The organism is Streptococcus sp. HMSC066E07, from assembly GCF_001814695.1.
Lineage (GTDB): Bacteria > Bacillota > Bacilli > Lactobacillales > Streptococcaceae > Streptococcus > Streptococcus hominis.
In genome coordinates, this window is record NZ_KV817417.1 from 14,744 (window position 1) to 27,804 (window position 13,061).

Annotated in this window: 8 protein-coding genes and 1 pseudogene; 7 read left to right on the forward strand and 2 right to left on the reverse strand. The window is 36.6% G+C overall.

Annotated features, from left to right (window positions below; genetic code table 11):
* On the forward strand, nt 1-2,393 hold a 2,393-nt coding region (ldcB, locus tag HMPREF2984_RS01780; RefSeq protein ID WP_180363929.1), incomplete at its 5' end, for an LD-carboxypeptidase LdcB/DacB.
* A gap of 656 nt (nt 2,394-3,049) precedes the next feature.
* Nucleotides 3,050-4,825: a pyruvate oxidase gene (gene spxB / locus HMPREF2984_RS01785; RefSeq protein ID WP_070670161.1), complete on the forward strand. Its 1,776-nt coding sequence runs from the start codon at nt 3,050-3,052 to the stop codon at nt 4,823-4,825.
* A gap of 38 nt (nt 4,826-4,863) precedes the next feature.
* Here spxB and HMPREF2984_RS01790 read toward each other — a convergent pair whose 3' ends face one another.
* The gene (locus tag HMPREF2984_RS01790) at nt 4,864-6,855 is read right to left on the reverse strand and encodes an RNA-directed DNA polymerase (protein WP_180363930.1); all 1,992 of its coding nucleotides are present in this window, start codon (nt 6,853-6,855) and stop codon (nt 4,864-4,866) included.
* 281 nt (nt 6,856-7,136) lie between these two features.
* Between HMPREF2984_RS01790 and HMPREF2984_RS01795 the strand changes: the two genes are divergently transcribed.
* The 5 genes and pseudogenes from HMPREF2984_RS01795 (at nt 7,137) to HMPREF2984_RS01810 (ending at nt 12,241) form a co-directional block, all read left to right on the forward strand.
* A complete protein-coding gene (locus HMPREF2984_RS01795; RefSeq protein WP_070670165.1) occupies nt 7,137-8,399 on the forward strand; it encodes an RNA-directed DNA polymerase in 1,263 nt (420 codons plus the stop codon).
* Nucleotides 8,400-8,599: 200 nt separating this feature from the next.
* Nucleotides 8,600-8,819: pseudogene (locus HMPREF2984_RS09335) on the forward strand (hypothetical protein).
* 235 nt (nt 8,820-9,054) lie between these two features.
* A complete protein-coding gene (locus HMPREF2984_RS01800; RefSeq protein ID WP_070670218.1) occupies nt 9,055-10,494 on the forward strand; it encodes a 6-phospho-beta-glucosidase in 1,440 nt (479 codons plus the stop codon).
* Between the two features lie 200 nt (nt 10,495-10,694).
* On the forward strand, nt 10,695-11,372 hold the full coding sequence (locus HMPREF2984_RS01805; RefSeq protein WP_070670167.1) for a response regulator transcription factor: 678 nt from the start codon (nt 10,695-10,697) through the stop codon (nt 11,370-11,372).
* Between the two features lie 2 nt (nt 11,373-11,374).
* Complete coding sequence (locus HMPREF2984_RS01810) at nt 11,375-12,241, forward strand: sensor histidine kinase (RefSeq protein ID WP_070670169.1); 867 nt, start codon at nt 11,375-11,377, stop codon at nt 12,239-12,241.
* A 50-nt stretch (nt 12,242-12,291) separates the two neighbouring features.
* Here HMPREF2984_RS01810 and HMPREF2984_RS01815 read toward each other — a convergent pair whose 3' ends face one another.
* Nucleotides 12,292-13,050, reverse strand: a complete 759-nt coding sequence (locus HMPREF2984_RS01815) for an ABC transporter permease (RefSeq protein ID WP_070670171.1) — start codon at nt 13,048-13,050, stop codon at nt 12,292-12,294.
* Nucleotides 13,051-13,061 lie beyond the last annotated feature (11 nt).

The following is a 13,061-nucleotide window of genomic DNA, read 5'->3' on the forward strand; positions in this document are numbered from 1 at the left end:
ATATTCGTCGCCATAAAAACAACTATGGTGACTACAACGTGCACATGTATTACGTTCAGTCAGATGGCAGCTTGCAAGGTGTAACGGGTACCACGACGAAGGTGGAAGAACCCAAATATAGTGTGACTGGCACGATTCACATTGAAAACAAGACTTCCCAAGGTTTTGATGTGGTGGTGACAAATGTCAGCTCGACCAAGGGTGTGAAGACAGTGAAGTTGCCTATTTGGTCCAGCCAAGGCGGTCAAGATGACATCATTTGGTACGACGCTGCTAAGCAAAATGACGGCACCTATAAGTTGAGTGTGGATATTCGTCGCCATAAAAACAACTATGGTGACTATAATGTGCACATGTATTACGTTCAGTCAGACGGCAGCTTGCAAGGTGTAACGGGTACAACGACCAAGGTGGAAGAACCCAAATACAGCGTAACAGGTACTATTAACATTCAAAATAAGACATCTCAAGGCTTTGATGTCCTGATTACAAATGTGTCAGACAGCAATGGAATTTCTAGAGTGAAAGTTCCTATCTGGACAGATAAGGGTGGTCAAGACGATATTATTTGGTATGATGCCACTAAGCAAAGTGATGGAAAATATAAAGTTTCTGTCAATGTTGACAAGCACAAGGGTGAACGTGGCACCTATAATATTCATCTTTACTACATTGAATCAAACGGTAAAGTAAGAGGTGTTAGCGGTACTAAGACAACTGTAGCTGAGCCAAGTTCTGCGAGAGAAATCATTCCGTCTCAAGGAGTTTATACTTTTAAAAAAGAGGTTGAAGTCAAAAATAGTCCCGCAATGGCAGCTAAGACTGAATTTACCTTTGCAAAAGGAGAACGGATTCGCTATGATAAGGTATTAGACGCAGATGATCATCAATGGATTAGTTATGTTAGCTACAGTGGTACACGTCGTTATATCCCAATTGCAACCTTAACAAATGAAGAAGCTCCCAAACCTGTTCAGGTGACTGGTACGATTCACATTGAGAATAAAACTTCGCAAGGCTTTGATGTGGTAGTGACGAATGTCAGCTCCACCAAGGGTGTGAGGACAGTGAAACTGCCTGTTTGGTCTAGTCAAGGCGGTCAAGATGACATCATCTGGTACGATGCAGCCAAGCAAACAGACGGCACCTACAAGTTGAGTGTGGATATTCGCCGTCATAAAAATAATCGCGGTGAATATAACATACACATGTATTACATTCAGTCGGATGGTAGCCTGCAAGGGGTGACGGGTACCACGACTAAGGTAGAAGAGCCAAAATATAGTGTGACTGGCACGATTCACATTGAGAATAAAACTTTGCAAGGTTTTGATGTGGTAGTGACAAATGTCAGCTCCACCAAGGGTGTAAAGACAGTGAAGTTACCTGTTTGGTCTAGTCAAGGCGGTCAAGATGATGTGATCTGGTACGATGCAGCCAAGCAAACAGACGGCACTTACAAGTTGAGTGTGGATATTCGCCGCCATAAAAACAATCGTGGCGAGTACAACATTCACATGTATTACATTCAGTCAGACGGTAGCTTGCAAGGTGTAACGGGTACAACGACCAAGGTGGAAGGCTCTCAAACGGGTGCAAAAGAAGTACAATATAATGGCTCTTACTACTTTATCCAAGGTAAATATGATGAAATTGTAGTAGCAAATAAAAAGCATCCGATGGCTGCTAACTACAATCCTGGTGAAAATCTAACTGCAAAAGCTGCTTTCCTTCGATTAAGAAATGATATGATTGCGAAAGGCTATAATGTTGGATATGCTTATAGTGGCTTCAGAACTTATGATTATCAAAAAGTTTTGTATCAAAATTATGTGAATAAAGATGGACAAGCTGCTGCGGATCGTTACTCTGCACGTCCCGGTTATAGTGAGCACCAAACAGGTCTTGTCTTTGATTTAACGGATAAAGCGGGCAATCTTTTAGAGGATACTGCTGCAAGTAATTGGTTGAAGAACAATGCACATCGCTACGGTTTTGTAGTCCGTTACCAACCAGGGAAAGAAGCTTCGACAGGATACATGCCAGAAGCATGGCATATTCGTTACATCGGTAAGGAAGCTGATGAAGTTTATCATTCTGGTTTGAGTTTAGAGGAATATTATGGCTTTGAAGGTGGAGATTACGCTTCATCAGTAACTTCGTCAAAACCAACGACTCCGTCACCCCAAACACCTGCTATCCCTGCTCAAGGTGTCTATCGTTTTACAAAACGCTCCTCTATCAAAGCAGAAGCTAGAATGTCAGCCCCTGAATTGGCTTATTATGACGCCGGGCAATCGGTCACTTATGATAAGGTTTTAAATGCAGATGGTGCGACATGGATTTCTTACATTGCTTTTAGCGGAAAGAGACGGTATATTGCTATCAGCTGATTCAGCAATCTATAAAGCGAGTTTGGCTTTATTGCCAGACTCGTTTTTTTCTATTTACTAAGAAACTAGTGCAAGCAAATGCTAATAATTGGATAGATTAAGTAGTAGTTTCATAAACTTTCTAGCTATTTTCTTAACAACGTAAGGTATTCTGTAGCATGTCTTCTTCCTCTAAAGCATTGATGTGTTAGTTCATTTTCTACCAAAATGCAGAGCTGTAGTTTCTTTATGGAATTTGAAATCACGATGCAAATATAAAAAGTGATTTTCTCGTCAGCAAGATTTACGACAATGCGATAACAAAAACAATTTCTTAAAAAATTCATGATGATTGTCTTTTGAAATTTATACGCCTCTGGATAAATAGATTCCAATTTTGTGAAAATGCAAACAATATGAAAATATAGTTGAAATTTTTCTGCCCAATAAACTTTATTTCAAGCCTTTTCTGAAATCTATTATAAAATACATTGCAGAATTTTGAAAAATTTAGATATTTTGTTATGTAATAGTTATCAAAGATCTATGAGCATATCCTTATACAAGTCCAGAAAAACGTGATAAATTGGTAGAGTAAAGTTTATTAAAACGTTTTCATGATATTGTCTGAAAATTGTTTTACTGAACAAGAAAACATATATTGAAGGAGAGTTATGATGACTCAAGGGAAAATCACTGCTTCTGCAGCAATGCTCAACGTTTTGAAAACATGGGGTGTGGATACCATCTACGGTATCCCTTCTGGAACCCTCAGCTCACTCATGGATGCTTTGGCTGAAGACAAAGACATCCGCTTTCTGCAGGTGCGTCACGAAGAAACCGGTGCTCTGGCTGCGGTTATGCAAGCAAAATGGGGCGGTTCTATCGGGGTAGCTGTCGGCTCAGGCGGACCAGGTGCCACTCACTTGATCAACGGTGTTTACGATGCAGCTATGGACAATACACCATTTCTGGCGATTCTGGGCTCTCGTCCAGTCAATGAGCTCAATATGGATGCCTTCCAAGAGCTCAACCAAAATCCAATGTACAATGGTATTGCGGTCTACAACAAGCGCGTGGCTTACGCAGCGCAATTGCCAAAAGTCATCGACGAAGCCTGCCGTGCTGCTGTTTCTAAAAAAGGTCCAGCTGTAGTGGAAATCCCTGTAAACTTTGGTTTTGAAGAAATCGATGCGGACTCTTACTATGGATCAGGCTCCTACGAGCGCAAATTTATCGCGCCAACCCTCAACCAAACTGAGATTGGCAAGGCTGTTGAAATCCTCAACAATGCTGAACGCCCAGTCATTTATGCTGGTTTCGGTGGTGTCGGTGCTGGTGATGTCATCACAGAATTGTCTCGTAAGATCAAAGCACCAATCATCACAACTGGTAAAAACTTTGAAGCCTTTGAATGGAACTACGAAGGATTGACTGGTTCTGCTTACCGTGTTGGTTGGAAACCAGCCAACGAAGTAGTCTTTGAAGCAGACACAGTTCTCTTCCTTGGATCAAACTTCCCATTTGCAGAAGTTTACGAAGCCTTCAAGAATACTGAAAAATTCATCCAAGTGGATATCGACCCTTACAAACTTGGTAAACGTCATGCCCTAGACGCTTCTATCCTTGGTGATGCAGGTCAAGCAGCGAAAGCAATCCTTGACAAAGTGAATCCAGTTGAATCTACTCCATGGTGGCGTGCAAACGTTAAGAATAACCAAAACTGGCGTGATTACATGAACAAACTCGAAGGTAAAACTGAGGGTGAATTGCAATTGTATCAAGTTTACAATGCAATCAACAAACATGCTGATCAAGACGCTATCTATTCAATCGACGTAGGTGACACTACTCAAACATCTACTCGTCACCTTCACATGACACCTAAGAACATGTGGCGTACATCTCCACTCTTTGCGACAATGGGTATTGCCCTTCCTGGTGGTATCGCTGCTAAGAAAGACAATCCAGATCGCCAAGTATGGAACATCATGGGTGACGGTGCATTCAACATGTGCTACCCAGACGTTATCACAAACGTTCAATACGACCTTCCAGTTATCAACGTTGTCTTCTCAAATGGTAAATATGCCTTCATCAAGGACAAATACGAAGACACAAACAAACACTTGTTTGGTTGTGACTTCCCTAATGCTGACTATGCGAAAATCGCTGAAGCTCAAGGAGCTGTTGGATTTACAGTTGACCGTATCGAAGATATCGATGCAGTTGTTGCAGAAGCTGTGAAACTTAATAAAGAAGGTAAAACAGTTGTTATTGATGCTCGTATCACACAAGATCGTCCATTGCCAGTAGAGGTATTGGAATTGGATCCAAAACAACACTCTGAAGAAGCAATACAAGCATTCAAAGAAAAATACGAAGCTCAAGAACTGGTGCCATTCCGCCTCTTCCTGGAAGAAGAAGGGCTGCAATCACGCGCTATTAAATAAGTTCTGTAAAAAATAGCTTGAAATTTTCAAGCTATTTTTTAATATGTAGATGAGATATTTTCACGTTGTTGTAGTAGTTTATTGATGATGAAGAGTTCAAAATCATACTTATTCAAATCCCAGTTGAAATAAGATGATCTAGTGATATCAAGAAAAATTGGTTCTAGTTTACCAGTTTCTTTAATTTGATTGTCTAGTTTATTTTTTAACTTTTTGTATAACTCATTATTATTTTTTTCGATAAGTTTATAATGTGAAAAATCATTTAAAAAATAGAAGTAGTTTGCATCTAATAGTGGAGATTTCCCATTCATTGAATTAGGAGGGGTAGAAATTAGGCTATCTAATTTGGAAGAAAGTTTCTTCAATACAATTTTGTATCTAGGATTCAAATCATTTTTTCTTTTTTTATCTTGTATATCTTGTATATAATGAGCAACACTGCAAATAGTAAAATAATCTTTAGAATGAAGTTCAAGAATTTCACACAAAAACTGAGAAGATAATTTTTTTTTGAAAGACTCTAAGAATAATATTAAATCGGTTAAGTTATTCAAATTATGCTTGTTTTGTTTTAATATTCTATAGATATGTTCAAATATTTTATTTTCAATATTTAATACTTCTTCTTGATTTACGCCGCTATCTTTTTCTAATACATTGAGACTATTTTTTATTTTTAGCAATATTCTAATATAAGCGTGAGTTGTATCAAAATCTAGATGAGTTGAGTATATAGCAGTAAGAACTTCTAAAGCAGTATATAAATTTTTTATATATGAGAACGAATTAGTTTTTTTGAGTGAAGTAGGATCAATGTCTAACTCTATTGCTTTTAATATGTATAATACAATTTTTCTTGTTGTAGCCGACTGTTTATTTTCCGTTGTTATACGTGAAAAATCGTAATAGAAATTTATCCAGTAACCCGATTTTCCAACAATATGTTCAAATTCTCTCTCAGTAACAGTTACATTTTTAAATTTCGTGGCTAATAATTTTTCTCTGTGTGAATTTAAAATCTCTAAAGCTATCTTTGTATCATCAATCGCAGGTTCTCCGATATAATAAGGAGTTTCATGGATTTCTTTTTTGGAGTGATTTAAAGTGAGATTATACTTTGCTAAATTTTTACTTATGGTTTTTTCAATTTCCTCGACAATCTCTTTTGAAGTAGCAAAGATAAAATAATCATCAATAAATCTAAATATTTCGTAATCTTTTTTGTGTTGAAATTGAATTAAATCATTTTTTATATCAACATCAATAGTTGTTAAAAGAATATCAGAAATTATTCTATTTATTTCAGGTCCAAGTAACATACCGTTTGTTTCATTATTGTTACTTTTCTGTAGCAATCTATCAGTACTTGAAGCAAAAGTACTAGAAAATTTATTGTTACTTAAAGTTTTCCCAAAATCTTTTTCACCAATAATTGCCCATACTAAAGAATGAGTATAGATACTTCCAAAAAAATTTTGGATATCAAGTTTTAAATAATAACGATACTTATTTCTTGAACGTATAAAACTAGGATTTGATATAATGCCCAAGAGCCTGTGGTGTTTAGAATAAGCAAAATATTTTTTTACTACTTTATCAAGATCTTCGTTCGTGATAGTAGAACCAGACTTTTGAATACCATAATCTTGTTCCAGTTTCAGTCGTTTACTATGTAGATTTTTTTTGTCATTGAATGTCAAGTTATTAAATTTTATAGCTTTTCTAATGTTGAAACTAGATTTTTTTAAATGATTTAAAATCAAAAATTCATATTTCATGATGTAAATCATGTTTTCTATTTGAGACAGCGGATGAAGTAAAGAAATTGTTCTTGCTGAAGTGTTGTTTTTAGGGATTTGATAATTCAATGGTATTGTATAATTATTCTGAGATTCTATAGTTGGTATTTTGTCTAAAATGTTGTTAAGATTATCAATAATTGGATAGTTTGAAAAAAAAAGAGGTATTTCTTGAGGTAGTAGTTCAGTTCTCAAAAAACATGTTTGCTTAAAAAAATTATTCATCATAAACCTCATAGAGTATTGCTTATTATTATATTTTATTGTAACATAGAATTAGTAGGCATGGAAGTGAGATTTAATATTAATTTATATGTCTCGGTATAAAAATAGAATCATTTGCTATATTTTATACCCCACTACACACAAAAAGTCTAAGACATAATTCCGTCGGGATTTATCACACTATAAGTAGGGCATTCTAGATGCTCAGCTTAATGTGAATATCTGTTTTATTACTGTAAAACACAGGTTTGCACCTGTGTTGCCTACTTTAAAAAGGGTAAGGTATGGATCTAAAGTCTAAAATTTTAAAACATAAAAGTAATGGTAGAATTGTGTATTCTGCGAAGGATGAAGCTGTTCATAAAGAATTACAAAAAATCAATCAGGAAATAATTAATAAATATAGTATAAAAATACCAAATAGGAATGCGATAATAAGAACTGTTATACAGTTTTTATCACAAGGTGAGATATATCTTAATCGAAAAGAATTAATTTTTACACCATTGAAATTCAAAATGATAAAGATGGATATAAAAAACTTTTTCCCATCTATTAATAAACATATTTTATATAGTAAGATTGTTAAATCTTCAATACTAAATGATTCGAGTATAGATACAATAAAATCTTTTATATTCTCAGATGAGTATAAGGGAGTGCCTCTAGGACTTTCTTTTTCTAATTCTTTATCGGAATTATATTTAGAAGAGTTTGATTCAACAGTACAATTGAGCTGGAAACCATTGTTATATGTGCGATACGTTGATGACATATTACTGATTGTTAATGAATCAGTTGATGAGCAAAGTGTAATTTCTTTTGTTGAGAATGAATTGAAAGATTATCATTTAGAACTTAATAGTGATAAAACTATTGTTCGAAAAAGTGACTTGACTAATTTTAGATTAACATATCTAGGCTATGAATTTTCTAAATATCAAGTACAGTATACTGACTTAAGTGGAAAAGTAAAGACAAAAGATTATCTTGCTATAGACGTTTCAGAAGAAAAGTTCAATTCAAAAGTTTTGAATAAATTAATCCGATCTTTTAAAAGATTTGAAAATAGCTATCAACAACCAGAATCTTTTTGGATTTTATACTATCGATTAAGGAATCTTATTCAAGGGGTTTCATCTAAAAGTCAAAATAATCAAATTGTAAAATTTGGATTAAGTTATTCCTATATATTTATTAACTCTACTGATAGGATTAAGCGTTTATTGAAGATATATCATCATTTTGTAAGATATTATAGAAAAAATAATTATTTATCTTCTAAACAGACATATTTGCTTCTTGATTTAGTATCGGTGAACAATAAAGTTATCACTTCTGAATCTGTTAGAGGGGAGATGTTACTCTTACTTGATAGTAGGTATCATTATGAAAAATTGTCTATAAAAACTTTAGAAAATATTTGTTTGCGTATAGGTATGTCTATAGATTCTCGAAGTTATACAAATAAATATCTGGAGTATTATAAAATTAATTTACAAAAGAAAATTATGAAGAAATTAAGTTTTCGGTTTGGGAGTATGTAAGAGGAGTACTTGTTAGAATGAGCCATATAAAGAGTCTGGAGAAATCTAGTCTTTTTTGTTGCCATCATAAGATCGTGATAGTTTACATCTTTCTAACAAAACTTGAAAAATCTTGAACAATTAGTAAAAACGTTATAAAATGTTGAATTAAAAAGAAAAAAGATTTTTAAAAAGGCAGAAAAACAAATGGAAATATTGGAATGGTTGCAACCTTTATATCTGTAATGATGTATGTGTCTTATTTCCTGCAAATCATGGATAATCTAGCTGGACAAAAGGGGAATTTCATCCGTTTTAGCGATTAACTGTAGCCTTTGGGTTTATTATGGTCTTTTCAAGAAAGAGCAAGATATTACTCTAGCAGCAAATGCATCAAGTATCACCTTTGGGATGACAATTGCTATTATTATCTTGAGTTAAAAGGAATGGAAGAGACCGGCTTTTTCTTTTTTATTTTTGCAGGAAGACTTATGTTGTATGAGTTCATTGGCGGAGATAAGTTTATTTTAGATGATAGAGAAAGAAGAAGAATGACAAATATATTTATAAAAACTAGAATAGTATCACTATTTCGCATCATTTCATAAGTAAAGGTTTTCAAAGTGTGGTACAATATAGGTGAATGACCAATCAAAATAAGAAAGTGAGTAGAGACATGGTTGAAAAATTGACTTTCCCAGATGGTTTCTTGTGGGGCGGAGCGACAGCTGCCAACCAATGTGAAGGGGCCTATGATGTTGATGGTAGAGGTCTTGCCAATGTCGATGTGGTGCCGATTGGTGCGGATCGTTTCCCGATTATTGCTGGTAAGAAAAAGATGTTTGACTTTGAGGAAGGCTATTTCTATCCGGCAAAAGAGTCCATTGATATGTATCATCATTTTAAAGAAGATATTGCGCTTTTTGGCGAAATGGGCTTTAAAACTTATCGACTCTCTATCGCCTGGTCTCGGATTTTTCCAAAGGGAGATGAGCTGGAGCCCAACGAAGCAGGCTTGAAATTTTACGAAGACCTCTTTAAGGAATGCCATAAGTATGGCATCGAGCCTCTGGTGACCATCACCCACTTTGACTGTCCTATGCACTTGATTGAGGAATACGGAGGCTGGCGCAGCCGCAAAATGCTGGAATTTTACGAGCGTCTCTGCCGCACTCTTTTTACCCGCTACAAGGGGCTAGTCAAATACTGGTTGACTTTCAATGAAATCAATATGATTCTCCATGCACCGTTTATGGGAGCAGGACTTTACTTTGAAGAAGGGGAAAATGAAGAGCAGGTCAAATACCAAGCAGCTCATCATGAATTGGTAGCGTCAGCTATTGCGACCAAGTTGGCACATGAGATTGACCCTGAAAATAAGGTTGGCTGCATGCTGGCAGCTGGTCAGTATTATCCAAATACAGCCAATCCGGCAGATTACTGGGTAGCTTTGCAGGAAGATCGGGAAAGCTATTTCTTCATCGATGTCCAGTCCAGAGGAGAATATCCAAACTATGCCAAGAAGAAATGGGAGCGTTTGGGTATTGAGGTTGAAATGACAAAAGAAGACCTAGACTTGCTCAAGACCTATACGGTGGATTTTATTTCCTTCTCTTATTATTCCAGCCGGGTGGCTTCTGGTGATCCAAAGGTCAATGAAAAAACTGCCGGAAATATCTTTGCCTCGCTTAAGAATCCGTACCTAGAAGCTTCTGAGTGGGGCTGGCAGATTGATCCGCTGGGCTTGCGAATTACCCTCAATGTCATTTGGGATCGTTATCAAAAGCCCATGTTTATCGTGGAAAATGGTCTGGGAGCAGTCGATACGCCTGATGAAAATGGCTATGTCGAAGATGACTACCGCATTGACTACTTAGCTGCCCATATCAAGGCGATGCGTGATGCAATCAATGTAGACGGCGTAGAACTTCTAGGATACACCACTTGGGGTTGTATCGACCTAGTGTCAGCCGGTACTGGCGAGATGAAAAAACGTTATGGCTTCATCTATGTTGACCGTGACAACGATGGAAACGGCACACTCAAACGCTCCAAGAAGAAATCCTTTGACTGGTATAAGGAAGTCATTGCGACTAATGGGGCAAGTGTGAAATAGAGCACTTGGGGTATGAGACAGAATTTAAAATCATTTTAATCGGCTCTCTTATTTCAAGAATTCGGTGAGAGTGGGACAGAAATCAGTAGCTTCGTAGAAACTTGATTTCGTCATCCCACTCTCTTTTTTGCTTTCCGTTGACTTCCGTCTTTTTCCTTGTTACACTATGGATAAGAGATTTTGCTGGAAATGGATGTAATATGGCTACTATTTTAATCATAGAAGACAATAACGATATCCATGAAATTTTAAAAGATTTGTTTCAAGCTGAACATAGAGTCTATTCAGCTTATTCTGGAACGGAAGGACTGCTTGTTTTTGCGCAGCAGAAGATTGATTTGGTGCTGCTGGATATTATGTTGCCGGGAAAAAATGGTGATCAAGTCTTAGCAGAAATTCGCAAAAGCAGTCAGATTCCAGTGGTCATGCTGACGGCTTTGGGTGAGAAGCCGCTGGTTAGTCAGTATCTGTTGGACGGCGCGAATGATTACATCGTCAAACCGTTCGATCTGGACGAGCTTTTTGCACGTGTGACCGTGCAGTTGCGTAACCACCTTTCACAAGAGCAAGCAACGGAAATTCAAGGGATAAAAAATATCCGTCTTTCACCAGACACATTTGAAGTGGTCAATGGCGAGAAACGGGTTCGTTTGGGTAAGAAAGAGTATCAGATATTTCAAACCTTGCTTCATCATCCGAAGAAAATTTACACAAAAGAAGAACTGTTTGAGTTGATTTGGGAAGAGGCATATTTTTCGGGAGATAATACGCTCAACACTCATCTAAGCAATCTTCGTAAGAAATTGGCACAAGTAGATGATTCGGAAGAATATATCGAAACGATTTGGGGACTGGGTGTACGGCTTAAGGAGGACTGAGAATGCTTGAATTTATACTAATTATGTTCATTTGTCTGCTTGGGTTCTTGCTCGTGCGTTATCATGTTGCGGTCCGTAATTTTTCACAGCAGATTCGTGAGAAACGAGAAACTGGTAGTCAAATTCGTTTGGCACCTCAAAACCACAGCCAAACGATTGTTGAGTTGGCAGATGAAGTTGAAAAGCTCTTTCAAGAAGTAGAGCAGACACGTTTTATCGCTCGTCAGGAAAAGAAAACCTTGGATATGGCGATTAGCAATATTGCTCATGATATTCGCACACCCTTGACCATTGCTAGTGGCTATACCCAACAGCTTATAAAGGGAAAAGAAAGAAACGAGCAGCTATTGAAAATTGCGACCAATCTATCCGTTGTTTCCAATCGTTTAGAAGCGCTCATGGAATACCGCCGTCTTATGGAAGGTGCAGTTCGACCACAGTTTCGACAAATAGATATTTCCAAACTGATTGCAAAGCAAATGCTTCCTTTTTATGATGCCTTTCAAAAGCAAGGAATTGAATTGCAAGTAAATTTGCAGGAGGGGTTAGTAATAAAGACAGATCCAGAAATTTTGGAGCGAATTGTCCAAAATATGCTAAGCAATGTCCTCAAGCATGGAAAGGAAACTGCCCAGCTATCTTTAATCCGAAAAGATGCGGCTATTCTTTTAAGTGTAAAAAATATAGTCCGTCAGCCAATTCAGCATTTGGAAAAATTAACCAATCGCTTTTATTCTGAAAATCTCTCTAGCACGGAAGAATCCTCTGGTTTAGGACTTTATATCACTCAGCAATTGGTAGATATTCTTGGCGGTGATTTAACTATGAAAGCTGAAGGAGAATGGTTTGGATTGTTTATCCGTTTGTGAATATTTTATACAGAAGAACAACTAATCATTTGACTAGCTGTTTTCTTTTGTTATAAATCTTTTCTTTTAAATACCTGTATACCACTAAATGTAAAAAGAAGTGTGATGAGAAGAGCGATGGTTATGGTTTTGACCACCATATCCTGTTTAGAAACCATGTCAAAATAGAATTGCATGTTCAAGTATTTCAACCAGTCAATATCTGGGTAAAAGGCAGTTGGCAGACTTAGCAGGGAAACACCGATCAAATAAGTGAAAATAGCAGCTATAATAGAGTTGGTAGCATACAGTACGAAAGAAACAAGGCTAACCCAAGCTAGGGTACAAATAAATTGAACCCCTATCGTAATGAAAAAATTAGAAAGAAAATGTTTGGGTGCGGTTCCCATGCCATTGATGAGCGTAGCTGGAATAAATGAGGAATAGGTTAGAATCAATTGAAGTACGATGAGACTTGCCAGAACAAGAAACTTAGACAAATAGAATTCTGTCCGTGAAATACCACTAGTAATAGAATTTTTATATAATTTCTGGGTGAGATCAATTCCAATCAATAAAACAACAAGGATAATAGTAAAAATAATGGTATTACTAAGATTATCAGAGGTTTTAGTGATAGCCTCAAAGCCAGTCCAGCCTCCGTTATCACCCAGTTTTTCAAAAGCTTTTGTATCTGTATGAACTCCGATACTTCCCACAACACCATAGAGAACACCTAATAAGAGTGTGGTGATAAAAAGGATTTCTGTAATCCAAAAACCTTTTGAGCGAAAAAGACGATAAAAGTCTGCTTGAATAGTATGAAACATGATAAACCTCC